General features: G+C 67.1%; 24 protein-coding genes. 10 read left to right on the forward strand and 14 right to left on the reverse strand.

Annotated elements, in window-relative coordinates; all coding sequences use genetic code 11:
• Positions 1 to 6 precede the first annotated feature (6 nt).
• Positions 7 to 465 (forward strand): (2Fe-2S)-binding protein, encoded by a 459-nt coding sequence (locus tag FFI97_RS18490; protein WP_056572291.1) that lies wholly within the window; start codon positions 7 to 9, stop codon positions 463 to 465.
• 64 nt (positions 466 to 529) lie between these two features.
• Here the strand turns inward: FFI97_RS18490 and FFI97_RS18495 are convergent, their stop codons facing one another.
• The 8 genes from FFI97_RS18495 to FFI97_RS18530 form a co-directional block, all read right to left on the reverse strand.
• Positions 530 to 1,303 (reverse strand): ABC transporter ATP-binding protein, encoded by a 774-nt coding sequence (locus FFI97_RS18495; protein ID WP_172438340.1) that lies wholly within the window; start codon positions 1,301 to 1,303, stop codon positions 530 to 532.
• Position 1,304: 1 nt separating this feature from the next.
• Positions 1,305 to 2,078, reverse strand: a complete 774-nt coding sequence (locus tag FFI97_RS18500) for an ABC transporter ATP-binding protein (RefSeq protein WP_056572293.1) — start codon at positions 2,076 to 2,078, stop codon at positions 1,305 to 1,307.
• A gap of 17 nt (positions 2,079 to 2,095) precedes the next feature.
• Positions 2,096 to 3,304 carry a branched-chain amino acid ABC transporter permease gene (locus tag FFI97_RS18505; RefSeq protein ID WP_062481017.1) on the reverse strand — a complete coding sequence of 403 codons (1,209 nt, stop codon included), beginning with the start codon at positions 3,302 to 3,304 and terminating at the stop codon, positions 2,096 to 2,098.
• Between the two features lie 13 nt (positions 3,305 to 3,317).
• A complete protein-coding gene (locus tag FFI97_RS18510) occupies positions 3,318 to 4,247 on the reverse strand; it encodes a branched-chain amino acid ABC transporter permease (protein WP_062481019.1) in 930 nt (309 codons plus the stop codon).
• Positions 4,248 to 4,475: 228 nt separating this feature from the next.
• Positions 4,476 to 5,768 carry a replication-associated recombination protein A gene (locus FFI97_RS18515; RefSeq protein ID WP_139703237.1) on the reverse strand — a complete coding sequence of 431 codons (1,293 nt, stop codon included), beginning with the start codon at positions 5,766 to 5,768 and terminating at the stop codon, positions 4,476 to 4,478.
• A 25-nt stretch (positions 5,769 to 5,793) separates the two neighbouring features.
• Positions 5,794 to 6,435 carry an outer membrane lipoprotein chaperone LolA gene (gene lolA / locus FFI97_RS18520; RefSeq protein WP_139703243.1) on the reverse strand — a complete coding sequence of 214 codons (642 nt, stop codon included), beginning with the start codon at positions 6,433 to 6,435 and terminating at the stop codon, positions 5,794 to 5,796.
• A 184-nt stretch (positions 6,436 to 6,619) separates the two neighbouring features.
• On the reverse strand, positions 6,620 to 9,070 hold the full coding sequence (locus FFI97_RS18525) for a DNA translocase FtsK (RefSeq protein ID WP_139703248.1): 2,451 nt from the start codon (positions 9,068 to 9,070) through the stop codon (positions 6,620 to 6,622).
• Between the two features lie 95 nt (positions 9,071 to 9,165).
• Positions 9,166 to 9,840, reverse strand: coding sequence for a Crp/Fnr family transcriptional regulator (locus FFI97_RS18530; protein WP_062481025.1), 675 nt, complete (start codon positions 9,838 to 9,840; stop codon positions 9,166 to 9,168).
• Between the two features lie 180 nt (positions 9,841 to 10,020).
• Here FFI97_RS18530 and trxB point away from each other — a divergent pair, with 180 nt between their 5' ends.
• The 3 genes from trxB (at position 10,021) to rpmG (ending at position 11,638) form a co-directional block, all read left to right on the forward strand.
• Positions 10,021 to 10,971: a thioredoxin-disulfide reductase gene (gene trxB, locus FFI97_RS18535; RefSeq protein ID WP_062481027.1), complete on the forward strand. Its 951-nt coding sequence runs from the start codon at positions 10,021 to 10,023 to the stop codon at positions 10,969 to 10,971.
• Between the two features lie 248 nt (positions 10,972 to 11,219).
• Positions 11,220 to 11,453, forward strand: a complete 234-nt coding sequence (gene rpmB / locus FFI97_RS18540; protein WP_007830293.1) for a 50S ribosomal protein L28 — start codon at positions 11,220 to 11,222, stop codon at positions 11,451 to 11,453.
• A gap of 11 nt (positions 11,454 to 11,464) precedes the next feature.
• Positions 11,465 to 11,638 (forward strand): 50S ribosomal protein L33, encoded by a 174-nt coding sequence (rpmG, locus tag FFI97_RS18545; RefSeq protein WP_007830291.1) that lies wholly within the window; start codon positions 11,465 to 11,467, stop codon positions 11,636 to 11,638.
• Between the two features lie 166 nt (positions 11,639 to 11,804).
• Here the strand turns inward: rpmG and FFI97_RS18550 are convergent, their stop codons facing one another.
• The 3 genes from FFI97_RS18550 to FFI97_RS18560 form a co-directional block, all read right to left on the reverse strand.
• Positions 11,805 to 13,019, reverse strand: a complete 1,215-nt coding sequence (locus tag FFI97_RS18550; protein WP_139703254.1) for a fatty acid desaturase — start codon at positions 13,017 to 13,019, stop codon at positions 11,805 to 11,807.
• A 132-nt stretch (positions 13,020 to 13,151) separates the two neighbouring features.
• Positions 13,152 to 14,423, reverse strand: coding sequence for an RsmB/NOP family class I SAM-dependent RNA methyltransferase (locus tag FFI97_RS18555; protein WP_139703259.1), 1,272 nt, complete (start codon positions 14,421 to 14,423; stop codon positions 13,152 to 13,154).
• A 43-nt stretch (positions 14,424 to 14,466) separates the two neighbouring features.
• Positions 14,467 to 16,320, reverse strand: coding sequence for a M48 family metallopeptidase (locus tag FFI97_RS18560; protein WP_139703264.1), 1,854 nt, complete (start codon positions 16,318 to 16,320; stop codon positions 14,467 to 14,469).
• A gap of 54 nt (positions 16,321 to 16,374) precedes the next feature.
• On the opposite strand from FFI97_RS18560, the gene FFI97_RS18565 reads away from it, so the two are divergent.
• Entirely contained in the window at positions 16,375 to 16,623 is a 249-nt protein-coding gene (locus tag FFI97_RS18565; protein WP_062483076.1) for a DUF1653 domain-containing protein, read from the forward strand.
• Here the strand turns inward: FFI97_RS18565 and FFI97_RS18570 are convergent.
• Entirely contained in the window at positions 16,611 to 16,940 is a 330-nt protein-coding gene (locus tag FFI97_RS18570; protein WP_139703270.1) for an I78 family peptidase inhibitor, read from the reverse strand. The genes FFI97_RS18565 and FFI97_RS18570 overlap by 13 nt on opposite strands.
• Before the next feature lie 38 nt (positions 16,941 to 16,978).
• Positions 16,979 to 17,575, reverse strand: coding sequence for a phosphoribosylglycinamide formyltransferase (purN, locus tag FFI97_RS18575; RefSeq protein WP_062482933.1), 597 nt, complete (start codon positions 17,573 to 17,575; stop codon positions 16,979 to 16,981).
• Positions 17,576 to 17,738: 163 nt separating this feature from the next.
• Between purN and FFI97_RS18580 the strand changes: the two genes are divergently transcribed.
• From FFI97_RS18580 to FFI97_RS18595, 4 genes are all read left to right on the forward strand, one after another.
• On the forward strand, positions 17,739 to 18,920 hold the full coding sequence (locus tag FFI97_RS18580; protein ID WP_139703276.1) for an acyl-CoA dehydrogenase family protein: 1,182 nt from the start codon (positions 17,739 to 17,741) through the stop codon (positions 18,918 to 18,920).
• A gap of 12 nt (positions 18,921 to 18,932) precedes the next feature.
• A complete protein-coding gene (locus FFI97_RS18585) occupies positions 18,933 to 20,048 on the forward strand; it encodes an acyl-CoA dehydrogenase family protein (protein WP_062482928.1) in 1,116 nt (371 codons plus the stop codon).
• A 96-nt stretch (positions 20,049 to 20,144) separates the two neighbouring features.
• Positions 20,145 to 21,503 carry an alpha/beta fold hydrolase gene (locus FFI97_RS18590; protein WP_139703280.1) on the forward strand — a complete coding sequence of 453 codons (1,359 nt, stop codon included), beginning with the start codon at positions 20,145 to 20,147 and terminating at the stop codon, positions 21,501 to 21,503.
• Positions 21,504 to 21,509: 6 nt separating this feature from the next.
• Positions 21,510 to 22,295, forward strand: coding sequence for an enoyl-CoA hydratase (locus FFI97_RS18595; RefSeq protein WP_139703285.1), 786 nt, complete (start codon positions 21,510 to 21,512; stop codon positions 22,293 to 22,295).
• Positions 22,296 to 22,341: 46 nt separating this feature from the next.
• On the opposite strand, the gene FFI97_RS18600 is transcribed toward FFI97_RS18595, so the two are convergent.
• Positions 22,342 to 22,902, reverse strand: a complete 561-nt coding sequence (locus tag FFI97_RS18600; RefSeq protein ID WP_062480919.1) for an HNH endonuclease — start codon at positions 22,900 to 22,902, stop codon at positions 22,342 to 22,344.
• Between the two features lie 165 nt (positions 22,903 to 23,067).
• Between FFI97_RS18600 and FFI97_RS18605 the strand changes: the two genes are divergently transcribed.
• Positions 23,068 to 24,105: a bifunctional riboflavin kinase/FAD synthetase gene (locus FFI97_RS18605; protein WP_095948725.1), complete on the forward strand. Its 1,038-nt coding sequence runs from the start codon at positions 23,068 to 23,070 to the stop codon at positions 24,103 to 24,105.
• Positions 24,106 to 24,107 lie beyond the last annotated feature (2 nt).

The raw sequence follows: 24,107 nt of genomic DNA on the forward strand, positions 1-24,107 counted from the left end.
CCCGCCATGCCTGTGCAATCTTTCAAGGTGAACGGCCAGAACGTCGACGTCGAGGCGCCCGACGACCTGGCGCTGCTGTGGGTGCTGCGTGACAAGCTCGGCATCACCGGCCCGAAGTACGGCTGCGGCATCAACGTGTGCAAGGCCTGCACCTGCCACGTCGACGGCAAGGCCGTGACGACCTGCTCGGTGCGCGTGTCCGACGTGCGCGGGCGCCAGGTGACGACCATCGAGGGCCTGGCCAACGGCAACACGCTGCACCCGGTGCAGCAGGCCTGGATGAACCTGGACGTGCCGCAGTGCGGCTTCTGCCAGCCGGGCCAGATCATGGCCGCGGTCGACCTGCTGCGCCGCACCCGCACCCCGACGGACGCCGACATCGACGCCATCGAGAACGTGTGCCGCTGCGGCACCTACGGGCGCATCCGCGAGGCGATCAAGGCCGCCGCCGCGATGATGGGCTAGGGACAGACGGAAAAACGGCCAGCCACCGCGTTCTGCGGTGCTGGCCGGTTGGCGTTGGCGGCGCTTACTCGCCGAGGTAGGCGGCGCGCACGCGCGGGTCGCGCAGCAGTTCCTTGGCGTCGCCGTTCATCGTGATGAGGCCCGACTCCATGACGTAGCCACGGTCGGCCAGCTGCAGCGCGCGATTGGCGTTCTGCTCCACCAGCAGGATCGTGACGCCCTGCGAGGCCACGGTCTGCACCACTTCGAAGATCTTGTCGCACATGATGGGCGACAGGCCCATGGTGGGCTCGTCGAGCAGCAGCACCTTCGGGCGTGCCATGAGCGCGCGGCCCATCGCCAGCATCTGCTGTTCGCCGCCCGACATGGTGCCGGCCAGCTGGTCCTTGCGCTCGCGCAGGCGCGGGAAAGTCACGAACACGCGCTCCATGTCGCTCGCGATCTCGGCCTTGTCGTTGCGGATGTAGGCGCCGATCTGCAGGTTCTCGGTGATCGTCATGCGCGTGAACACGCCGCGGCCCTCGGGCACCATCACGAGGCCCTCGCCCACCAGGTCCCAGGCGCCGCGGCCCTTGATGCTGCGGCCCAGGAACTCGATGTCGCCCGCGCCGGCCGGCAGCGTGCCGGTGATGGCCTTCATGGTGGTGGTCTTGCCGGCGCCGTTGGAGCCGATGAGCGAGACCAGCTCGCCCTCGAACACGTCGAAGTCCACGCCCTTCACGGCCTGGATGCCGCCGTAGCCCACCTTCAGCCCACGGACCTTGAGCAGGTTCTTGCCTGCGGCCTTGGCGGCGGCCGGTGCCGTCGCGGTTGCCATCGTTGCTTCTGCGGTGCTCATCTCAGTGTCCTCCGGTGCCGAGGTAGGCCTCGATCACCTTTTCGTTCTTCTGTACCTCGACCGGGTTGCCCTCGGCAATCTGCTTGCCGTAGTCGAGCACGGTGACGCGGTCGCACAGGCCCATGATGAGCTTGACGTCGTGTTCGATGATCAGGATCGTGCGGTTGTCCTTGCGGATGCGGTCGATCAGTTCGCGCAGCAGGACCTTCTCGGTCGAGTTCATGCCGGCTGCCGGTTCGTCCAGCGCGATGAGCTGGGGGTCGGTGGCCAGGGCACGCGCGATCTCGAGGCGGCGCTGGTCGCCGTAGCTCAGCGTGCGCGCCTTGTAGTCGGCGAACTTGCCGATGCCAACATAGTCGAGCAGCTCCTGCGCGCGCTTGGCAATGGCCGCTTCTTCGGCCTTGAAGCCCTTGGTGCGCAGCATGGCGCCGAACACGCCGGAATGCGTGCGGATGTGGCGCCCGACCATCACGTTCTCGAGCGCCGTCATTTCGGCGAAGAGGCGGATGTTCTGGAAGGTGCGCGCGATGCCGGCCTTGGCCACTTCGTGCACGGCCGTCGGCTGGTAAGGCTTGCCGGCCAGCTCGAAGGTGCCGCTGTCGGGCGTGTACAGCCCGGTGATCACGTTGAAGAAGGTCGTCTTGCCGGCGCCGTTGGGCCCGATCAGGCCGTAGACCTGGCCGCGCTTGATGGTGATGCCCACGTCCGAGAGGGCCTGCAGCCCGCCGAAACGCTTGGAGATGCCGCGAACGTCGAGGATGGTGTCTGTCGTCATGTCTGTGTGTCCTTGGCTCACGGATTGATGGACATGGGACGCGATGCCGCACCCGGCACTTCGTCAGCGGGGCTGTCGATGCCCGGTGCATGGGTCTGCAGCGTTCCGGGCGCCACGGCCGCATGGGTCGGGTCGACGGGCGCGCCGTTCTTCTTCGTCAGCGTCTTGCCGTGTTCCGGCGAGGGCCACAGGCCGCGCGGGCGCATCAGCATGATGACGATCATGGCCAGCGCGATGAACAGCTGACGCAGGATGGACGCGTCAAGGCGGCCGTCGGTCATCGCCTGCAGCGGGCCGGCCACGTAGCGCAGCACTTCGGGCAGCGCGGCCAGCAGCACGGCGCCCAGGATGACGCCGGGCAGGTGCCCGAGACCGCCCAGCACGACCATGGCAACGATCATCACCGACTCCATCAGGCTGAAGGACTCGGGCGACACGAAGCCCTGGAAGGCCGCGAACATCGCGCCCGACACGCCGCCGAAGCTGGCGCCCATGCCGAAGGCCAGCAGCTTCATGTTGCGGGTGTTGATGCCCATCGCCTTGGCAGCGATTTCATCTTCGCGGATGGCCATCCAGGCGCGGCCGATGCGCGAGATCTGCAGGCGGTGCGAAATGATGATCGTGGCCACCACGAGCGCCAGGAACAGGTAGTAGTACAGCGTGACCGAGGAGATCGTGAAGCCGTCGAACTTCCACGCCTTGCCGAGGTCCAGCCCCCAGAACTTGATGGAGTCGATCGCCGTGATGCCCTTCGGCCCGTTGGTGATGTTGATCGGCTGGTCCAGGTTGTTCAGGAACACCCGGATGATTTCACCGAAGCCGAGCGTGACGATCGCGAGGTAGTCGCCGCGCAGCTTCAGCGTGGGCGCCCCCAGCATCGCGCCGAGCACCCCGGCCACCACCAGCGCGAGCGGAACCACGATCAGGAGCGAGGTGTGCAGCCCGTTCGGGAACATCGCCTTGAACCACGGAAAGGTGTCCGAGAGGTGCGACGAACCCATCAGCGCGTAGAGGTACGCGCCGACCGCAAAGAAGGCCACGTAGCCCAGGTCGAGCAGGCCGGCGTAGCCGACCACGATGTTCAGGCCGAGCGCGAGCATCACGTAGAGCAATGCGATGTCGGCGATGCGCACCCAGGCGTTGCCCTGGGTCTGCAACAGGATGGGCAGCGCCAGCACGGCGACCACGCCGAGGATGTAGAGCGCGAGGTTCTTGCTGTTCTTCATGGTGTGCTGCTCCTCAGGCCCGGTCCGCCACGCGCTCGCCGAGCAGACCCGAAGGCCGCAGCGTGAGCATCACGATCAGCACGATGAAAGCGAAGATGTCGCTGTAGTTGCTGCCCAGCACGCCACCCGTGAGGGTGCCGATGTAGCCGGAGCCGATGGCCTCGATAAGGCCGAGCAGAATGCCGCCGACCACCGCGCCGGCCAGGTTGCCGATGCCGCCGAACACGGCCGCGGTGAAGGCCTTGAGGCCGGGCAGGAAGCCCATCGCGTGTTGCGCGATGCCGTAGTTGGATGCGTACATCACGCCGGCGATGGCCGCGAGCACGGCGCCGATGATGAAGGTGGCCGAGATGACCATGTCGGGCCGGATGCCCATGAGCGCCGCGACGCGTGGGTTCTCGGCGGTGGCGCGCATCGCGCGGCCGAGCTTGGTGTAGTTGACCAGCCACATCAGGATCACGAGCGAGAACGCCGTGACGCTGAGGATCATGACCTGCGTCGGCGAGATCACGGCGCCGCCCACGTGGATGGGGTCGGTCGGCAGCAGGTTGGGATACGCCTTGTTGGTCGGCTTCCAGATGATCATGGCCAGCGTCTGCAGCAGGATCGACACGCCGATGGCGGTGATGAGCGGTGCGAGCTTGGGGCTGTTGCGCAGCGGCCGGTAGGCCACTTTCTCGATCACGAAGTTGAGGCTTGCCGCGACGACGCAGGCAATGATCAGCGCAACGAAGAGGATCAGCCAGCCCGGTGTGTTGGGCATTCCGTCCTTCATGAGCCCGATGATGGTCCAGCTTGTGAGCGCCCCCACCATCAGCACTTCACCGTGTGCAAAATTGATCAGATTGATGATGCCGTACACCATGGTGTAGCCCAAGGCTATCAAGGCATACATGCTGCCGAGAACCAGACCGTTGATGATCTGCTGCAGCAATATTTCCATAACGCGATTCCCTATGTGTTGCACCTTGCGGGTGCCATTCACCTACCGAGGCACCGGTTTGGCGCCACTGGCTTGACAAGCAAAAAACCAGCCAACATGTGTCGCCGGCAGATTTGGTGGGCGGGATTGTAGACACGCCCCGGCGCTGTTTTGGGGCGGGATGACCGGGGTTTACCCGCTCACTTCATGCTGTATGCGCGTGAAGTCATGCAGATGCGCAAACCTGTATCAGCGATCTGAATTTGTGTTGAGGCGACGCAGTTCGCGCAGCTTTTCCGCGATGCGGATTTCGAGTCCACGCTCGACCGGTTCGTAGAACACCTGGCCTTCCAGGCCCTCGGGCAGGTAGCGCTCGCCGGCGGCGAAACCGCCCTCCTCGTCGTGCGCGTAGCGGTACCCCTTGCCGTAGTCGAGCTCCTTCATGAGCTTGGTCGGCGCATTGCGCAGGTGCATCGGCACCGGGCGCGTGCTGTCTTTCTTCACCAGCGCGCGCACCGCGTTGTAGGCCTTGTAGACCGCGTTCGACTTGGGTGCGATGGCCAGGTAGACCACGCATTCCGCCAGTGCCAGCTCGCCTTCGGGGGTACCCAGGCGCTCGTAGACCTCGGCCGCATCGAGCGCCAGGCGCAGCGCGCGCGGGTCGGCCAGGCCGATGTCTTCGCTGGCCATGCGCACGAGGCGGCGCGCCATGTAGCGCGGGTCGGCGCCGCCGTCGAGCATGCGCACGAACCAGTAAAGTGCGGCGTCGGGGTCGCTGCCGCGCACCGATTTGTGCAGCGCGCTGATGGTGTCGTAGAACTGCTCGCCGCCCTTGTCGTAGCGGCGCATGCGCTCGCCGAGCACGCGCAGCAGCCACTCGTCGGTGATGTTCGTGAGCTTCTCGGCGCCGGCTGCAACCGCCAGGGTCTCGAGCGTGTTGAGCAGGCGGCGCGCGTCGCCGTCCGCGTAGGCGACCAGGCGGTCGATGGCCGCCTCGTCGATGGCCGGAACCGCCTGGATCGCCTGCGCCTTGGCGACGATCTGCTTCAGGTCGCCCTCGTTGAGCGACTGCAGCACGTACACCGCCGCCCGCGACAGCAAGGCCGAATTGACTTCGAACGACGGGTTCTCGGTGGTCGCGCCGATGAAGGTGAAGAGGCCCGACTCGACGTGCGGCAGGAACGCGTCCTGCTGGCTCTTGTTGAAGCGGTGCACCTCGTCCACGAAGACGATGGTGCGCTGCTGCGTGAGCCCGTCGCGCGCGGCCGTGGCCTGCTCGACCGCCTCGCGGATGTCCTTCACGCCGCCCAGCACCGCGCTGATGCTCAGGAACTGCGCGTCGAAGGCGTCGGCCATGAGCCGCGCGATGGTGGTCTTGCCGGTGCCCGGTGGGCCCCAGAGGATGCAGGAGTGCGGCTGGCCCGACTCGAAGGCGATGCGCAGCGACATGCCCGGACCGAGCAGGTGCTGCTGGCCGATCACTTCGCCGAGCGTCTTGGGACGCAGGCGCTCGGCGAGGGGCTGGTGGGTGCGCGGGGCCAAACCGAAACTACCGTCTTGCTGGTGATTACTGCTTGAGCACGTCCGCGCCCGCAGGCGCCTTGAACTCGAAGGTGCTGGCGGGCAACGCCGGGTTCACCTCGACCTTGCTGAACTTGAGCACCGAGCGCTGGCCGAAGCTGTCCAGGATCTCGAGGGCCGCGAGCGCGTCACCCTGGAAGCCGACCATCACGCTCTGCAGCTGGCCGTCCTTGTTCTTCGGCGTGGCCTTGACCCACTGCAGGCCGTCGCGCTCGGGCGCGGCTTCCAGCGCGAAATCGGCCTGCAGGGCGCGCAGGTCGGCCGCAGAGGCAATCAGCGCCGCGGGCGTCGAGCCCAGCGCCTGGGCCTGGGCGCGCTGCGTGACCTGGTTCAGGTCGGCGTCGTAGAGCCAGAGCGTCTTGCCGTCAGCCACGATGCTCTGGGCAAAGGGCTTGCGATAGTCGAACTTGAATTTGCCGGGGCGATGGAATTCGAAGGTGCCGGTCGACGTCTTCACGCGGCCCGGCTGGCCCTCGCGCGGCGGGGCCGTCACGGTCTGGGTGAACTCGGCGCGGCCGGACTTGACGGTCTTCACGAAGGCTTCGAGGCTTTCGAGCCCGTCGGCCCAGGCACTGCCGGCCACCGTGCAGATCAGGCCGGCCAACAGCCAGAGGCGGGTTTTCTTCATGGGAGGTTCCTCGGAAAAACGTTGCTGCGATGCCCATCGACACTACCCGCCGCAGGTGCCGGCTTCTGTAGGCTTTCATGAAGATTTGCAGCAGCGCCGGTGCGCGTTTGCAAATTGCCTCTCAGCACGTAACCAGCCCTGCCGCGGTGGTGATGGGGGTCGTCGTCGATGGTGCGCCGGCGGGTCACTCCGCCTGGCGCGCGGGCACGAGGATCTCGCGCTGGCCGCTGCCGCTCATGGCGCTCACGAGGCCGGCTTTTTCCATGTCCTCGACCAGGCGCGCGGCGCGGTTGTAGCCGATCTTCAGGTGGCGCTGCACCAGCGAGATGCTGGCCTTGCGGTTCTTGAGCACGACCTCGACCGCCTGGTCGTACATCGGGTCTTTTTCGCCGTCGCCGCCACCGAGCAGGTCGCCGTCACCGTCGCCATCGACCGTGCCGCCTTCGAGCACGCCCTCGATGTAGTCGGGCTCGCCCTGGCTCTTGAGGTAGGCCACCACGCGGTGCACTTCCTCGTCGCTCACGAAGGCACCGTGCACGCGGATCGGCAGACCCGTGCCGCTGGCCATGTAGAGCATGTCGCCCATGCCCAGCAGCGCCTCGGCGCCCATCTGGTCGAGGATGGTGCGGCTGTCGATCTTGGAGCCCACCGAGAACGCGATGCGCGTGGGGATGTTGGCCTTGATGAGGCCGGTGATCACGTCGACGCTGGGGCGCTGCGTGGCCAGGATCAGGTGGATGCCGGCGGCGCGGGCCTTCTGTGCGAGGCGAGCAATGAGTTCTTCGATCTTCTTGCCGACCACCATCATCAGGTCGGCCAGCTCGTCGATGATGACCACGATGTGCGGCTCGCGCTTCAGCGGTTCCGGATCGTCCGGCGTGAGGCTGAAGGGGTTGTAGATGAACTCTTCCCGCGCCTTGGCTTCGTCGATCTTGGTGTTGTAGCCGGCCAGGTTGCGCACGCCGAGCTTGCTCATGAGCTTGTAGCGGCGCTCCATCTCGGCCACGCACCAGTTCAGGCCGTGCGCGGCCTGGCGCATGTCGGTGACCACGGGCGCCAGCAGGTGCGGGATGCCTTCGTAGACCGACATTTCGAGCATCTTCGGGTCGATCATGAGCAGGCGAACATCGCGTGCCTCGGCCTTGTAGAGCAGCGAAAGAATCATCGCGTTGATACCGACCGACTTGCCCGAGCCGGTGGTACCGGCCACCAGCACGTGCGGCATCTTCGCGAGGTCGGCCACCACGGGGTTGCCGATGATGTCCTTGCCCAGGCCCATCGTGAGCATCGACTTGCCCTCGTTGTAGACCTGCGAGCCCAGGATTTCACTGAGCTTGATCGACTGGCGCTTGGCGTTCGGCAGTTCGAGCGCCATGTAGTTCTTGCCAGGAATGGTCTCGACCACGCGGATCGACACCAGCGAGAGCGAACGCGCCAGGTCCTTGGCGAGGCCGAGGATCTGCGAGCCCTTGACGCCGGTGGCGGGCTCGATCTCGTAGCGCGTGATGACGGGGCCCGGCGAAGCGAGCACCACGCGCACCTCGACGCCGAAGTCCTTGAGCTTCTTCTCGATCATGCGCGAGGTCATCTCGAGCGTGTCGGACGACACCGTTTCCTGGCGCACCAGCGCGGCGTCGAGCAGGTCGACCTGCGGCAGCTTGCTGTCGGGCAATTCCTTGAAGAGCGGCTTCTGGCGTTCCTTGACGACGCGGTCGCTGCGGGGCACCTCGGTCATCGCGGGCTCGATCTGCACGGGCGGCGATGCGGGGCGGCGCTTGGGAGCGACTTCTTCCTCTTCGTCGTCGAAGCTCGGCTCGAGAGGGCCGGCGTCGCCGAACGAGGCCTCCTTGCTGGGGCGCATTTTCTTGGCGCGCGGTGCGGGCGCCAGCTCTTCCTCGTCGCCGGCACGTTCGCGCGCGGCCTGCTTGCCCATGGCGATGTCGGCGGCCATTTCGCGCTTTTCACGGCGCGACTCGAACAGCGAGTACGCACGGGCACCGATGCGCTCGGCGATCAGGCTCCAGGAGAAACGGAACACCAGCGCCGAGCCGATCACGCCGCCGGCGATGGCGACCAGCGCCGAGCCCGTGAAGCCCAGCCAGCGCACGCTCGCCGGCCCCACGAGGTAGCCCAGGGCGCCGCCGCCCGAACCCGGGAGGTGCGATTCGAGCCGGTACAGGCGCGACCATTCGAGCACCGCGCTCGCGCACAGCAGCAGGACCAGGCCGAACCAGAAAGCGAGGCGGCTGCGGTTGAAGCGGCCGCGCGGGGGCTGTTCGACCGCCGGCGTCGGTTCGCCGCCGCGCAGCCAGCCGGCCAGCGACGAGAGCCACGCGCGCAGACCCGCCGCAAGGCACCACCAGACGGAATAGCCGGCAAGGAAGTAGCTGCCATCGGCCAGCCAGGCGCCGATGCGGCCGCCCCAGTTCTTGACATCACCGCCCGTGCCCGAGGTCGACCAGGCGGCATCGGACGGGGTGAAGCTCAGCATCGCCAGCAGCCAGAACAGGAGGGCTGCGAACCCGGCGATCAAGGTGATTTCGTGGGCGAAGCGCAGGGCGCGCAGGCGCACGGGTTGCCCTTCGGCAGCGGAAGAAGAGGAGGACGATTGAAGCGTATGGAGCGAATAGGTCATGAAAAGCACGGCGCCCGGCCCGAAAAAACGCAGGCCGGCCGCCCCGAACACTACAACAAAAGGCCGTGGACGCCGAAAGCGTCCGGCCTATGGGCTCAGGTCAGCGTCAGGAGCCGGTCCTTGATGATCACCGAGCCGTCTTCCTGGGACTGGACGAAACCGCGCTCTTCCAGGTCCTTCATGACGCGGCTCACCATTTCGCGCGACGCGCCGACCATCTTGGCCAGGTCCTGGCGGGAGATCTTGTCGCGGACCTTGAGGTTGCCCATGCCGTCCTGGCTGGCGAACTCAAGCAGCGCGCGGGCGACGCGGCCGTACACGTCCATCAGCGCCAGCGACTCGATCTTGCGGTCGGCGTGGCGCAGGCGCTGCACAAGGCCGCGCATGATGTTGTAGGCCATCGAGGAGTTCTCGGGCAGGCAGCGCGCGAAGGCGTCGCGGCCCAGCATGAGCACGTCGCACTGGATTTCGGTGCGCACGGTGGCCGAATGCGGCTCGTCGTCGATCAGGCTCATTTCGCCGAGGTAGTCGCCGGGGTGCAGCGTGGCCAGGATCACCTCGCGGCCACGGCTGTCGGCGCTCGTGACGCGGGCGCGGCCGGTCAGGATGATGTACAGCGCATCGGATTTCTTGCCCTGCTCCACGACGACCTCGGCGCGTTTGAAGCGCTTCTTGATGATCGCATCCGCAATGCTTGCGGACTGCGAGGCCGTCAACGACGCGAACAATGGAACGCGCCGAAGCAATTCAAGGTTGGACAGCATCGACATTAATCAATCCCTGAAACAGCGCGCGATGTGATCCTGATGCTGAGCCCATGGATTACTACAATCGCGCGCATTGAAAACACCGTGCACCCGGTGTTGAACCGGGCGGTGATACTCCCCACGTATCGCTACCACCCTGAAAATGTACACGCTGCCGCAGCGTCCATCCTAGGTTTTCTACTCATGTCCGCACCCCAACACGCCAAGGTTCTCATTCTGGGCTCCGGCCCGGCCGGCTACACCGCCGCCGTCTACGCCGCACGCGCCAACCTCCAGCCTTTGCTCATCACGGGCATCGCGCAAGGCGGTCAACTCATGACCACGACCGAGGTCGACAACTGGCCGGCCGACGTGCACGGCGTGCAAGGCCCGGAGCTGATGCAGCGCTTTCTCGAGCACGCCGAACGCTTCAAGACGCAGATCGTGTTCGACCACATCAACAAGGTCGACCTGAGCAAGCGCCCGTTCACGCTCACGGGCGACAGCGGCACCTACACCTGCGACTCGCTGATCATCGCCACGGGCGCCTCGGCCAAGTACCTGGGCCTGGATTCCGAAGAGAAGTTCATGGGCCGCGGCGTCTCCGCCTGCGCGACCTGCGACGGCTTCTTCTACCGTGAGCAAGAGGTCTGCGTGATCGGCGGCGGCAACACGGCCGTCGAGGAAGCGCTGTACCTCTCCAACATTGCAAACAAAGTCACACTCGTGCATCGCCGCGACAAGTTCCGCGCCGAGCCGATCCTGATCGACAAGGTCATGGAAAAAGTAGCCGAAGGCAAGATCGTGCTGAAGCTGCACAACCAGCTCGACGAGGTGCTCGGTGACGGCACGGGCGTGACGGGCATCCGCATCAAGAACACGCAGACCGGCGCGACCGAAGAGATCACGCTCAAGGGCTGTTTCATCGCGATCGGCCATCACCCGAACACCGACATCTTCCAGGGCCAGCTGGAAATGAAGGACAACTACATCCTGACCCGCTCAGGCCTGAAGGGCTTCGCGACGATGACCAGCGTGCCCGGCGTGTTCGCGGCCGGCGACGTGCAGGACAACATCTACCGCCAGGCCATCACCAGTGCCGGCACGGGCTGCATGGCCGCCCTGGACGCGCAGCGCTTCCTCGAAGAGCACTGAGGCCTATCCCCACGGGCACCGGCCACCCAGCGCGGCCGGATTTCCCGTATCTGCGACGGCCCCCGGCCTCGCTGAGCCCGAAAGGGCTATAATCCGAGGCTTTGCCGAAACAGGGCCTATCTCCCACCGGGAGTCGGGTTGCGGCAAATCCGGGGTACCGCCACCCGTTTCTGGCGAGGTCAAGCTGCAAAACACCCTGCAATCGCCCTGATTGCGCCGGTGCCAGCTGTTCAAGAAAGAGTGTCCACATGGCACGCGTATGCGACGTAACGGGCAAAGGCCCGATGGTCGGAAACAACGTTTCCCACGCCAACAACAAAACCAAGCGCCGGTTCCTGCCGAACCTGCAATACCGCCGTTTCTGGGTCGAGACCGAAAACCGTTGGGTTCGCCTGCGCGTTTCGAGCGCTGCACTGCGCCTGATCGACAAGAACGGTATCGATGCCGTGCTCGCAGACCTGCGTGCCCGCGGCCAAGCTTAAGGAGCTGAATCATGGCAACGAGCAAAGGCGGACGCGAAAAGATCAAGCTGGAATCCACCGCGGGTACCGGCCACTTCTACACGACGAGCAAGAACAAGAAGACGATGCCTGAAAAGATGTCGATCATGAAGTTCGACCCCAAGGCGCGCAAGCACGTCGAATACAAGGAAATCAAGCTGAAGTAATTCGGCCTGTTCTCCCCCCAAAAAACCCGCTGCTCACCCAGCGGGTTTTTTATTGCCTGTCGTTTTTGCGAAAGCAGAAAAAGGCAGGCACAAAAAAGCCGACCCGCAGGTCGGCTTTTTCACTGAGCGAGGGCAACAGCGCGGGAGGCGCCGGCCCTTTGCCTCGTCAGGCGCGCGCAGCGCGCAGGCGGGTCGAGAACTCGCGCAGGCCGGCGATGCCACTGGCTTCCGCACGGTGGCACCAGGCCGCCAGGTCGGCTGCGAGCTGCTCGCGCGATTGCGAGGTGTTCAGCCAGAGCTGGCGCAGCTCTTCGCGCATCGTGACCATCTTGTCGAGCACCGGGTGCGCAGCGCGGGCCTGCACCAGATGGGTGCGCGCCGAGGCGGGCACCTTGTCGTCGTCACGGTGCAGCCAGCGCTTGGCCGCCTTGAGCACCGACAGGTCGGCGCCCTTGGCCTTCAGCACGTCGATTTCCTCGCTGGTCGCACGGCGCATTTCGCGAGCATAGCCGGCCATAACTTCGTAGCGGTTGGCAATGACGGCCTCGAGCGTCTTCTCGTTGGCCACGGGCTGGACGTCGCCCATCTGCATCTTCGGCGGCACCTTCTTGACCTTGGCCCAGCCAAGCTTCTGGAACACCTGGATGTAGACCCAGCCGATGTCGAACTCGTACTTCTTGACCGAGAACTTGGCCGAGGTCGGGTAGGTGTGGTGGTTGTTGTGCAGCTCTTCGCCGCCGATGATCAGGCCCCAGGGCATGATGTTGCGGCTGGCGTCGGACGCCTCGAAGTTGCGATAGCCCCAGTAGTGGCCGATGCCGTTGATGATGCCGGCGGCGGTGATCGGGATCCAGAGCATCTGGACCGCCCACACGGTCAGGCCGAGCGCGCCGAACAGCGCGAGGTTGATCACCAGCATCAGGCCCACGCCTTGCCAGCTGTAGCGCGTGTACAGGTTGCGCTCGATCCAGTCATCGGGCGTGCCGTGACCGTAGCGCTCCATCGTTTCCTTGTTCTTCGATTCCTTGCGGTACAGCTCGGCGCCGCGCCAGAAGACCTCGTCGATGCCCTTGACCTGCGGGCTGTGCGGGTCGTCGGCGGTTTCGCACTTCGCGTGGTGCTTGCGGTGGATGGCGACCCATTCCTTCGTCACCATGCCGGTGCCGAGCCAGAGCCAGAAACGGAAGAAGTGCGAAGGGATCGGACCGAGGTCCATCGCCTTGTGTGTCTGCGTGCGGTGCAGAAAGATCGTGACCGCTGCGATGGTGATGTGCGTGGTGACGAGCGTGTACAGCACGACTTGCCACCAGGCAATGTCCCACAGGCCGTGTCCGAGCCATTGGATGACCGCGTTCAGAACGGCGGAGTCAGGAAGCATCATTGAGTCAGGTACTCCATGGCCACACGAAGGTGCAGCCTTCAGGTAACCCGCGATTTTAGGATGTCAGGGCCAAAACGAGGCCTTTTGTCCTTCTGTCACACCGCAGATTTACCCTAGTTTGGAGCCCCGCGCCTATTTCCGGTTCCACACGGCGGCAAAAAAGCCGTCGGTGGCGTGGCGATGCGGCCACAGACGCAGATAGCGCCGGCCGTCTTCCCCGCCCGCGCAAAGGGTCTCGGCACCCTCCACCTTGAGCGCCTGGAGCAATTCCGCGGCATCCATGGGCACGAAATCGGGGTTCGCGGCGGCAAAAGCCTCGGCGATGGCCTCGTTTTCCTCCGGCAGCACGCTGCAGGTGGCGTACACCAGCCGGCCGCCCGACTTCACGAGCCGTGCCGCGCTTTGCAGGATGGCGGTCTGCTTGGCCGTCAGTTCGGCCACCGACTTGGCCGATTGCCGCCATTTGAGGTCAGGGTTGCGGCGCAGCGTGCCGAGCCCCGAGCAAGGCGCGTCGACCAGCACGCGGTCGATCTTGCCGGCCAGGCGCTTGATCCGGTCGTCACGCTCATGGGCGATCGCGGCTGGGTGCACGTTCGAGAGCTTGCTGCGCGCCAGCCGCGGCTTGAGCGCATCGAGGCGGTGGGCCGAGGTGTCGAAGGCGTAGAGCCGGCCGGTGTTGCGCATGGTCGCGCCGATGGCCAGCGTCTTGCCGCCGGCGCCAGCGCAGAAATCGACCACCATCTCGCCGCGCTTGGCGTCCAGCAGCAGCGCCAACAGCTGCGAGCCTTCGTCCTGCACCTCGATGGCGCCGCGCACGAACGCGTCGAGCTTGGTCAGCGCGGGCTTGCCGTCGATGCGCAAGCCCCAGGGCGAGAACGGCGTCACTTCCGATTTGATAGCGGCCTTCGCAAGCTCCGCCTTCACTTCCGCCCGCTTGTCGGTGAATGCATTGACGCGCAGGTCGAGCGGCGCCGGCTGCTGCAGGCTCTCGACCATCGGCCAGAAACCGTCGCCCAGCTGCGCCTTGAGCGGCGCGACCAGCCATTCGGGCAGGTTGTGGCGATGGCGTTCGAGCAGGTCGTCGGGCTTGACGGCGTCGCAGTTGTCGAGCCAGCGCTTTTCGGTGTCGTTGAGCGCGCTCTTCAAAAAGTCGCGCGGGCCGTGAAAGCCCAGGATCGCCATGCGGCGCTCCTTCGAACCGCTGCCCGAGGGCGACAGGTGATCGAACAGCAGCTTCTTGCGAAGCACGGTGTAGACGGTCTCAGCGAGCGTCGCGCGCTCGCGCGGGCCGAACTCGCGGTGGTCGCGGAAAAAGCGCGAAACGACCTGGTCGGCCGGGTGATCGAATTTCAGGACCAGGCCGACCAGATCGGCGGTGGCCTCCAACAGGGCTTTGGGATGCATAGCCCCGATTGTCTCAGCCGGCCGGCCTCGCGGCCGAAACGCCTCAGGCGCCGCGCACCCAGACGGTCCCGAAGGCCTGCCGCTCGATGTCTTCCAGCGTGGGCGAATGCCCCGCCCAGAGCACGAGCGCCGCGCCCGGCAAGGTCAGGGTCTGCTCGAGTTCGCGGCACAGCTGCCAGCGGTCCTCGTCGTCGAGCCCCGGCACCTCGACGAACACGATGTACGCCCGCCGCCAGGCGAACTCGCGCAGGTTCTTGCGCACCACCCACAGCCGCGACACCGGCAGGCAGCGCGCGATGTCGGCGCGCAGCTCGCCCAGCTCGTGGTCGTTCAGGTCGTGGCGCGAAATCTGGCTGAAGAACGGCGTGTCGGTGATCTCTTCCCAGGCGCGCGCCTCGGCCTCCTCCGCCTCCTTGAGCCGCGCGCGCCACAGCTTGAGCCCCTGCTCGTCGTGCGGCCCGGCTTCGGGATCTTCGAGCGAGGCGACGGCGTTCTTCGCCGCCCACCAGCGGCTGGCCACGCCCGACTGGTGCAGCCGTTCGAGCACGGCCAGGCGCTCGGCGCGCTCGCGCGCGGGCAGCATCTGGGCCAGCCCGCGCAGCGCGCCCGGATGGTCCGGTGCGATCCGCAAGGCGCTCTCGTAGCGCGCGCGCACCGGCGCCGCCGGGTCGAGCCGGCGCTCGGCGTCGGCCCACTCGACCATCTCGTCGGGCGTGTTGCGCTCGCCGCGGGCCGCCAGCACCGCGATGCGCTCGCGGATGCGCGAGCGGTGCGCGTGGTGCTGCTTCCAGTCGGCGGCGTGGGCGCGGCGCCAGGCGTTGTCGAAATGCGCGATCCACTTGTGCTTGTCGGCCAGCATGTCGAGTGCGGGCCGCTGCGACCAGGCCGGCAGCGCCGCTTTCTGGTTCAGCGCTTCGAGCCGGTCGCGCAGCACGGGGTGGGTGTCGTCCAGGTCGCTCACGCGGCGCATCGCCTCGCGCAGCGCCTGGCGCGCGAACTCCTCGCTCGGCGGCGTGCGGGCGCGCTGCCGCAAAGCGGCGAACGGGCCGGGCGGCAGCGGCTCGCGCTCGGCGCGCGCCCAGTGCCAGGGCCAGAACTCGCTGGCGTACCAGTTGCCCTTGATGGCCACTTCGGTGAGCGCGGCCGCGGCCACCGCGGTGCCGAGCAGCCGGCCCGAGATGCGGTCGGCCTCGTACTCGTCCTGGCGGGCCAGTGCGAAGGTCTTGGCGGCGAAGCGCGGAAAGTACCAGCGGAAGAAGGCCTGCGACACCAGCGCCATCACGCCCTCGTCTCGCTGCAGGCTGGCATCGAGCCGCAGCCACGACAGCCGCGTGCGGTAGATCCAGGCGCTGAGGCGGCCATGGTTGCCGCGCAGGTGTCCGTATTCGTGGGCCAGCACCGACAGCAGGCGCTGCCGGTCCAGCATCATCAGCAGCGGCAGGCCGATGCTCAGCGAGTTGAGCGCACCGCCGAACAGACCGAAGCGCGGCACCTGGCTGATGCTGGCGTTGAAGTTGTCGTCCAGGTAGACACGGTGCACCGGCGGCCCCTTGATGCGCTCGCGGATGCGGTCCAGCGCCTCGAACAATCCGGGCGCGTCGGCGCGCGTGAGCGGCTCGCCGTCGGGCTCGTCAAAGTGCACCCAGAGCGCGCGCAGGGTCGCCCAGAACAGGCCCAGCGCGAACACCAGCAGCCAGCCGCGGGTGAAGTTGAAGCGCCCGTCGGCCACCGACACGACCACCCAGGCCACAATGCCCACCGCCAGCCCGAGGCAGGCCAGCACCCAGAGGTAGCCGAGCGCGGCGAACGCCGCGACGCCACGCCGGTAGCGCGCGCTGTCGTCCGCACTCGCGTGCTCGCTCAGGCGAACCAGGTGAACAAAATCCGCACGGTCCATCCGACTCCCGTCAAAGACTCATCCGACAGTTGTTACCGAAGAAAGAAGCCCCCGTTGAACGACGAAGACCTCCCTCCCCTGATCGAAACGCCCCCTGGCCGCTACCGCCACTACAAGGGCGGCGAGTACGACGTGATCGGCACCGTCCGCCACAGCGAGACGCTGGAGCCGATGACGCTGTACCGCGCCCTCTACGGTGCCCGCGGCCTGTGGGTCCGGCCGGCCGCGATGTTCGAGGAAACCATCGAGATCGACGGCCGCCCGCAGCGCCGCTTCACCCCGATCGACGCTCAGCCGCAGTGAACGTCCTTGACGCGGCCACGCGCGTCGACGCTGATGTTGAGCCGTCCGGGGTTGAGTTCCATCGTGACCGCCTGGTTCGGCTTGAGCACCCGCGCCGTGCCGGCGCCTGCGCGCGCACGTGCCGCGGCTTCGAGCTGAGGCGTCACCTGCTGGCCCACGGCAAAGCGGGCGCCCTCGGCGTTGCACTGGAAGACGGGCTCGGCCGGCGCGGCGGGCGCAGGTGCAGTGGCGCCCGGTGCCGGCGCGGGGGCCGGGGCGGCGCAGGCGGCCAGCAGGGCCGCGGTGGCCAACGTCAACAGCAGCGATTGGGTTTTCAAAGTTCTGTGCTCCCGAAAACCCAACAATATAAACAACTTTAAGCTTTGTGACTCAATGTATCCAACAGCCATCCAGCGATGGCGCGCGGATACAGCAGGTGCTCCTGGGACAGCACCCGGGCAGCCAGCGTGGCGGCCGTGTCGTCCGGTAGCACCGGCACCACGGCCTGCGCCAGGATCGGCCCGTGGTCGAGCTCGGCCGTGACCTGGTGCACCGTCACCCCGGCCACTTTGCAGCCCGCGTCGATGGCGCGCTGGTGCGTGTGCAGCCCCGGAAAGGCCGGCAGCAGCGAGGGGTGGATGTTCACCAGCCGCCCGGCGTAGCGGGCCACGAAGCCGGGCGTCAGGATGCGCATGAAGCCCGCCAGCACCACCAGCGCCGGCGCGTGGGCGTCGACCGCCTCGGCCAGCGCCGCGTCGAAGGCCTCGCGGCTGTCGAAGGCCTGGTGCGGCACCACGGCGGTCGCGATGCCGTGCGACGCGGCCAGCGCCAATCCACCAGCCTCCGCCTTGTTGCTGATGACGGCGGCGATGCGCGCGCCGAAGCGCTCGGCCCAGCGGTCGCGCTCGGCGGCGCGCACGATGGCCGCCATGTTCGAGCCGCCGCCGGAGATCAGGATCACGATGTTCTTCATGGGAGGCCGGGATTATCCGTGCCCCGCCGACGCCGCCCGTCAACCCAGACGCCGGCGGGCTTGTCGCGACGCGGACACCGGATCGCAGCACGACCGTGCTAAAACTCGCAGTTCCGGAGACACCCCGCGTCTGCGGTGGACCGATCAACACAGCGAGGCACGCATGGATTTGAGCTTCACACCCGAAGAACAGAAGTTCCGCGAAGAAGTTCGCGCATGGGTCAAGGACAACCTCCCCCAGGAGATTTCGCACAAGGTGCACAACGCGCTCGAACTGACGCGCGACGATCTGCAGCGATGGGCCAAGATCCTCGGCAAGAAGGGCTGGCTGGGCTACGGCTGGCCCAAGGAATTCGGCGGCCCCGGCTGGACCGCCGTGCAGCGCCACCTGTTCGAGGAAGAAACCGCACTGGCCGGCGCGCCGCGCATCGTCCCGTTCGGCCCCGTCATGGTCGCCCCGGTGATCATGGCCTTCGGCAACGCCGAGCAGCAAAAGCGCTTCCTGCCCGGCATCGCCAGCGGCGAAGTCTGGTGGAGCCAGGGCTACAGCGAACCCGGCTCGGGTTCCGACCTGGCCTCGGTCAAGACCAAGGCCGAGCGCAAGGGCGACAAGTACATCGTCAACGGCCAGAAGACCTGGACCACGCTCGGCCAATACGGCGACTGGATGTTCAACCTCGTGCGCACCAGCAACGAGGGCAAGCCCCAGACCGGCATCAGCTTCCTGCTGCTGGACATGAAGTCGCCCGGCGTCACCGTGCGCCCGATCAAGCTGATCGACGGCGGCCATGAGGTGAACGAGGTGTTCTTCGACAACGTCGAAGTGCCCGCCGAGAACCTGATCGGCGAAGAGAACAAGGGCTGGACCTACGCCAAGCACCTGCTCTCGCACGAGCGCACCAACATCGCCGACGTGAACCGTGCCAAGCGCGAACTCGAGCGCCTCAAGCGCATCGCCAAGAGCGAAGGCGTGTACGACGACCTGCGCTTCCGCGACGAGATCGCCAAGCTCGAAGTCGACATCGTCGCCCTCGAGATGATGGTGCTGCGCGTGCTGTCGGCCGCCACCTCGGGCAAGAACTCGCTGGACGTGGCCGGCCTGCTCAAGATCCGCGGCAGCGAGATCCAGCAGCGCTACGCCGAGCTGATGCTGCTGGCCGGCGGCCCCTACTCGCTGCCGCTGATCCGCGAAGCCATGGAAGCCGGCTGGCAGGGCAACTTCCCGGGCGGCAACCCGGCGCTGGCACCGCTGGCATCGACCTTCTTCAACATGCGCAAGACCACGATCTACGGCGGCTCGAACGAAGTGCAGCGCAACATCGTGGCGCAAACCGTCCTGGGCTGAGGAGACACCAACATGGATTTCAATTTTTCGGAAGACCAGGACCAGTTGCGCGACGCCGTTCGCAAGTGGGTCGACAAGGGCTATGACTTCGAGCGCCGTCGCGGCATCGAGGCCAAGGGCGGCTTCTCGCGCGAGGCCTGGGACGAACTGGCCGAGCTCGGCCTGGGCGGCCTGTACATCAGCGAAGACGACGGTGGCCTGGGCATGGGCCCGGTGGCCGGCATGGTCGTGATGGAAGAACTGGGCCGCGGCATCGTGCTGGAGCCCTTCGCCCAGACGCTGATCGCCGGCGCCGTGCTCGGCGGCTACGCCGACGCGGCCACCAAGGAAAACTGGCTGCCGCGCATCGCCGGCGGCCAGGCCCTCGTGGTGCTGGCCTACCAGGAGCGCAAGGCACGCTACCGCCTCGACGTGTGCGAGGCCACGGCCGTCAAGTCGGGCAACGGCTACTCGCTGACCGGCGCCAAGAGCGTGGTGCCCGTGGGCGACGAAGCCGATGCCTTCATCGTGCCCGCCAAGGTCGACGGCAAGATCGCCCTCTTCCTGGTCGAGCGCAGCGCCAGCGGCGTCGAGGCCCGCGGCTACGGCACGCAGGACGGCGGCCGCGCGGCCGAAGTCGTGTTCGACAAGGCCGACGCCACGCTGGTCACGGCCGACGGCCTGGCCGCGCTCGAGTACGCGGTCGATGTCGGCATTGCCGCCACCTGCGCCGAAGCGGTCGGCGTGCTCGACAAGACGCTCGACGTCACCATCGACTACATGAACCAGCGCAAGCAGTTCGGCGTGGTCATCTCCAGCTTCCAGGCGCTGCGCCATCGCGTCGCCGACATGAAGATGCAGCTGGAACTGGCGCGCTCGATGAGCTACTACGCGACGCTCAAGCTCAACGCCCCGGCCGACGAGCGCCGCCAGGCGCTGGCCCGCGCCAAGTACCAGCTGGGCACGTCGATGCGCTACGTGGCCGCGAACTCGGTGCAGCTGCATGGCGGCATCGGCGTGACCGACGAATACATCGGCAGCCACTACTTCCGCAAGCTCACGCAGCTCGAGCTCACCTTCGGCGACACGCTGCACCACCTGGGTGAAGTGTCGGCACGCATGCAGGACACGGCCGGCGTCTTCGCCTGACGGCTGTTTGTCGATAGCATCCAACGCCCGCCCGCCTTGCGCCGGCGGGCGTTTTCACTTGCGGGGCCCCAGCCCCCTGCCAGGAGAGAGACAGACATGCCTTCCCGCCGCACCCTGCTTGCCTTGGCCCTTGCCGGAAGCACCGCCGTCACCTTGCTGACCGGCTGCGCCACCTCCGCGCCCTCTTCCACCGAGCGTCCTCCCATCGTCTTCATGCACGGCAACGGCGACTCGGCCGCGCTGTGGCAGACCACGATCTGGCGCTTCGAATCGAACGGCTGGCCGCGCGAGCGGCTGTTTGCCGTTGATCAACCGAATCCCCTGGCCCGTGACGACGACGCCGTGGCCCAGCCGGGGCGCAGTTCCACCGCCGAGTCGGCCGCGTTCCTGCGCGCCGAGGTCGAGAAGGTGCTGAAGGCCACGGGCGCGCCCAAGGTCGTGCTCATCGGCAATTCGCGCGGCGGCAACACCATCCGCAACTACGTGCAGAACGGCGGCGGCGCGGCCGTCGTGAGCCATGTGGTGCTCGGCGGCAATCCGGCGCACGGCATCTGGAAGGTGAAGGGCCTGCGCGAGAACAACGAGTTCTCGGGGCTCTCGGCCTTCATGCAGCAGCTCAATGCGCCCAAGGGACCCAACGGCGACGAGGTCACGCCCGGCGTGCAGTGGCTCACGCTGCGCTCGGACACCAACGACAAGTACGCCCAGCCCGACGGCCTGTGGATCGGCGCGCCGGGCCAGCCGACGAACATCGGCTTCGACGGGCCGGCACTCAAAGGCGCCACCAACCTCGTGCTGCCGCGCGTGGACCACCGCGAGACCTCGTTTTCGCCCTCTGCCTTCGCGGCGACCTGGCGCTTCCTGACCGGCCAGGCGCCGGCCAGCACGGCGGTGGCGCCGGAATCGAAGGTCGTGCTCGACGGCCGCGCGACCGGCGCGGACAACCTCGCGCTGGCCGGCGCGCGCGTCACGGTCTTTGCGGTGGACCCGGCCTCGGGCGCGCGGCGCGGCGAGGCGGCGCACCAGCAGACGGTCGGCGCCGACGGCCGCTGGGGTCCGTTCAGCGCGCAGCCCACGGCACGCTACGAGTTCGTGCTCGACGTGCCCGGCCAGGGCATCACGCACATCTACCGCAGCCCGTTCGTGCGCAGCAGCGGCGTCGTCAACCTGCGGACCGAGCGCCTGGCGCCGGCCGAGAGCGGCGCGGGTGCGGTGGTCGTCTTCGCGCGTCCGCGCGGCTACTTCGATGCGCAGCGCGACACGATGAACTTCGACGGCCAGAGCCCGCCGCCCGGCGTGCCGGCCCAGGGCGCGGGGCAGTCGAGCTCGCGGCTGCGCATCGCGGCCGGCGCGCCGCAGCGCACGGTCAGTGCCGAGTTCAACGGCGAGCGCCTCACCGGCCAGAGCTGGCCCGCCGCGCAAGGGCACACGACGGTGCTCGAGCTGACGTACTGAACGGCCATGAACGACACGGCCCCCTTTGTCCTGACGGCGCGTGACGCGCGCGGCGTGGTCACGCTCACGCTGAACCGCCCCGCCGCCTTCAATGCGCTGTCCGAAGGCATGCTGGGCGCACTCGAACAAGCGCTCGGCGCGGTCGCCGCCGATGACACGGTGCGCGCCGTCGTCATCGCCGCGGCGGGCAAGGCCTTCTGCGCGGGCCACGACCTGAAGGAGATGCGCGCCGAGCCCTCGCTCGGCTACTACCAGCAGCTGTTCGACCGGTGCGGCGCGATGATGCTGTCGATCCAGCGGCTGCCGGTGCCGGTGATCGCGCGTGTCCACGGCATCGCGACCGCGGCGGGCTGCCAGCTGGTGGCGGTCTGCGACCTCGCGGTGGCCGCCAGCGACGCGCGCTTTGCGGTCAGCGGCGTCAACGTGGGCCTCTTCTGTGCCACGCCCGGCGTCACGCTCTCGCGCAACCTGGGGCGCAAGGAAGCCTTCGAGATGCTGGTGACGGGCGAATTCATCAGCGCCGAAGAAGCGCGCGAAAAAGGCCTGGTCAACCGGGTCGCACCACCCGAAGCGCTCGACGCCGCGGTCGCGGCGCTGGTGGCCAGCATCGTCGCCAAGCCCCGCACGGCGCTCGCGCTGGGCAAGGCGCTGTTCTATCGCCAGCTCGAGACCGGCATCGAGGCCGCGCTGGCCGACGCCAGCCGGACCATGGCCTGCAACATGATGGACGAGAGCGCGCTGGAAGGCGTGCAGGCCTTCATCGAGAAACGACCGCCGGCCTGGAAGGGCTGAAATAGAAAAGGAGGCCGAGGCCTCCTTTTTTCTTGCGCGTCGGGTGTCAGATGTCGTGCAACCGGGACGACTGCGGCAGGTGCGCCATCAAAAACTCCATCTGGTCCGCCAGGATGCGGCGGTTGCGCAGGATGAAGTCTTCCCACAGGCTGGGCACATAGGGCGCATACAGCAGCGGCATGTTCGCCTGCTCGGGCGTGCGGCTGCTCTTGCGGTGGTTGCAGGGCTTGCAGGCCGTGACCACGTTCATCCAGGTGTCGATGCCGCGCTGCGCGAACGGAATGATGTGCTCGCGCGTGAGTTCGTCTTCGTGGAAATGGCCGCCGCAGTAGGCGCAGATGTTGCGGTCGCGCGAGAACAGCTTGCTGTTGGTCAGGCCTGGGCGCTGCGCGAAGGGGTTGATGCGCGGCACGCCCTTGGTGCCGATGATGCTGTTGATCGCGATCTGCGACTGCTCGCCCGTGATCGCGTTGTGGCCGCCACGGAACACGGCCACCTGCGCGCCCACTTCCCAGCGGACTTCGTCCGCCGCGTAGTGGATCACCGCCTGTTCCAGCGATATCCATGACTGGGGCAGCCCTTGGGCCGACAGCTTCAAGACCTTCACACACGCCTCCTCGAAACGAGAAAAACACGCAGAGACCAGAGACTCGGAATGCGTTGGCGACTCACGCCAACCCACCCACTGCGTCACAATATACCGGCTTTGTGACAAATCGGCCTGATTTGCCCATACGACGGGCATCAGGCGCTATCAAAAAGATACTCTCCCATGCAGGTTTTCCGCGGCTTCCGACACCCGGGCGTAGCTCCGGCCTGCGCCCTCACGATCGGCAATTTCGACGGCGTCCACCGCGGCCACCAGGCCATGCTGGCGCTGTTGCAGACCGAGGCCCGCCATCGCGGGCTGCCCAGCTGCGTGCTGACCTTCGAGCCGCACCCGCGCGACTACTTCGCCGCCGTCACCAAGAAACCCGACCTGGCCCCGGCGCGCATCGGCACGCTGCGCGACAAGCTGACCGAGCTGGCGGCCTGCGGCGTCGACCAGACCATCGTGCTGCCTTTCGACGGCCGGCTGGCGTCCCAGTCGCCCGAGGCGTTCATCCAGAACGTGCTGATCGACGGCCTGGGCGCGCGCTACGTGCTGGTGGGCGACGACTTCCGCTTCGGCGCCAAGCGCGCGGGCGACTACGCCATGCTCGATGCCGCCGGTGAAGCCCAGGGCTTCGACGTCGCGCGCATGAACAGCTACGAGGTGCACGGCCTGCGGGTGTCCAGCTCGGCCGTGCGCGAGGCGCTGGCCGAAGGCCGCATGGCCGACGCCCACACGCTGCTGGGGCGCCCGTACACGATCTCGGGCCACGTGGTCCACGGCCGCAAGCTGGGCCGGGCGCTGGGCGCGTCGTCGCCGGGCAAGGACGACGGTTTTCGCACGCTCAACCTGCGCTTCAAGCACTGGAAACCGGCCGCCAGCGGCATCTTCGCGGTGCTGGTGCACGGCCTGGCCGACCAGCCGCTGCCGGGTGTCGCGAACCTCGGCGTGCGGCCCTCGCTGGACGCCAACGACGTCAACGCCGGGCGCGTGCTGCTCGAGACGCATTGCCTGGAGTGGCCCTCGCATCTGGGGGCCGAAGGGGCCTACGGTAAAATCGTGCGCGTGGAACTCCTGCACAAACTGCACGACGAATTGCGCTACACCAGCCTCGAAGCCCTCACCGCGGGCATCGCGAAGGATGGCCGCGACGCACGCGCGTTCTTCGCATCGACCCACGCCGAGACCCACCGCCAGACCACGCGCGACCGAATTTAGCC

It is taken from the genome of Variovorax sp. KBS0712 (genome assembly GCF_006323185.2).
GTDB lineage: Bacteria > Pseudomonadota > Gammaproteobacteria > Burkholderiales > Burkholderiaceae_C > Variovorax > Variovorax boronicumulans.

What these genes read in the sequence shown, in the direction of transcription:
- FFI97_RS18495 (WP_172438340.1), bottom strand. Translation starts at nt 1,303, where the DNA reads ATGAGCACCGCAGAAGCAACGATGGCAACCGCGACGGCACCGGCCGCC.
- rpmG (WP_007830291.1), top strand. Translation starts at nt 11,465, where the DNA reads ATGGCAACGAGCAAAGGCGGACGCGAAAAGATCAAGCTGGAATCCACC.
- FFI97_RS18505 (WP_062481017.1), bottom strand. Translation starts at nt 3,304, where the DNA reads ATGAAGAACAGCAAGAACCTCGCGCTCTACATCCTCGGCGTGGTCGCC.
- FFI97_RS18555 (WP_139703259.1), bottom strand. Translation starts at nt 14,423, where the DNA reads ATGCATCCCAAAGCCCTGTTGGAGGCCACCGCCGATCTGGTCGGCCTG.
- FFI97_RS18490 (WP_056572291.1), top strand. Translation starts at nt 7, where the DNA reads ATGCCTGTGCAATCTTTCAAGGTGAACGGCCAGAACGTCGACGTCGAG.
- FFI97_RS18605 (WP_095948725.1), top strand. Translation starts at nt 23,068, where the DNA reads ATGCAGGTTTTCCGCGGCTTCCGACACCCGGGCGTAGCTCCGGCCTGC.
- trxB (WP_062481027.1), top strand. Translation starts at nt 10,021, where the DNA reads ATGTCCGCACCCCAACACGCCAAGGTTCTCATTCTGGGCTCCGGCCCG.
- FFI97_RS18585 (WP_062482928.1), top strand. Translation starts at nt 18,933, where the DNA reads ATGGATTTCAATTTTTCGGAAGACCAGGACCAGTTGCGCGACGCCGTT.
- FFI97_RS18500 (WP_056572293.1), bottom strand. Translation starts at nt 2,078, where the DNA reads ATGACGACAGACACCATCCTCGACGTTCGCGGCATCTCCAAGCGTTTC.
- FFI97_RS18525 (WP_139703248.1), bottom strand. Translation starts at nt 9,070, where the DNA reads ATGACCTATTCGCTCCATACGCTTCAATCGTCCTCCTCTTCTTCCGCT.
- FFI97_RS18560 (WP_139703264.1), bottom strand. Translation starts at nt 16,320, where the DNA reads ATGGACCGTGCGGATTTTGTTCACCTGGTTCGCCTGAGCGAGCACGCG.
- FFI97_RS18595 (WP_139703285.1), top strand. Translation starts at nt 21,510, where the DNA reads ATGAACGACACGGCCCCCTTTGTCCTGACGGCGCGTGACGCGCGCGGC.
- FFI97_RS18530 (WP_062481025.1), bottom strand. Translation starts at nt 9,840, where the DNA reads ATGTCGATGCTGTCCAACCTTGAATTGCTTCGGCGCGTTCCATTGTTC.
- FFI97_RS18590 (WP_139703280.1), top strand. Translation starts at nt 20,145, where the DNA reads ATGCCTTCCCGCCGCACCCTGCTTGCCTTGGCCCTTGCCGGAAGCACC.
- FFI97_RS18580 (WP_139703276.1), top strand. Translation starts at nt 17,739, where the DNA reads ATGGATTTGAGCTTCACACCCGAAGAACAGAAGTTCCGCGAAGAAGTT.
- FFI97_RS18550 (WP_139703254.1), bottom strand. Translation starts at nt 13,019, where the DNA reads ATGATGCTTCCTGACTCCGCCGTTCTGAACGCGGTCATCCAATGGCTC.
- FFI97_RS18510 (WP_062481019.1), bottom strand. Translation starts at nt 4,247, where the DNA reads ATGGAAATATTGCTGCAGCAGATCATCAACGGTCTGGTTCTCGGCAGC.
- purN (WP_062482933.1), bottom strand. Translation starts at nt 17,575, where the DNA reads ATGAAGAACATCGTGATCCTGATCTCCGGCGGCGGCTCGAACATGGCG.
- rpmB (WP_007830293.1), top strand. Translation starts at nt 11,220, where the DNA reads ATGGCACGCGTATGCGACGTAACGGGCAAAGGCCCGATGGTCGGAAAC.
- lolA (WP_139703243.1), bottom strand. Translation starts at nt 6,435, where the DNA reads ATGAAGAAAACCCGCCTCTGGCTGTTGGCCGGCCTGATCTGCACGGTG.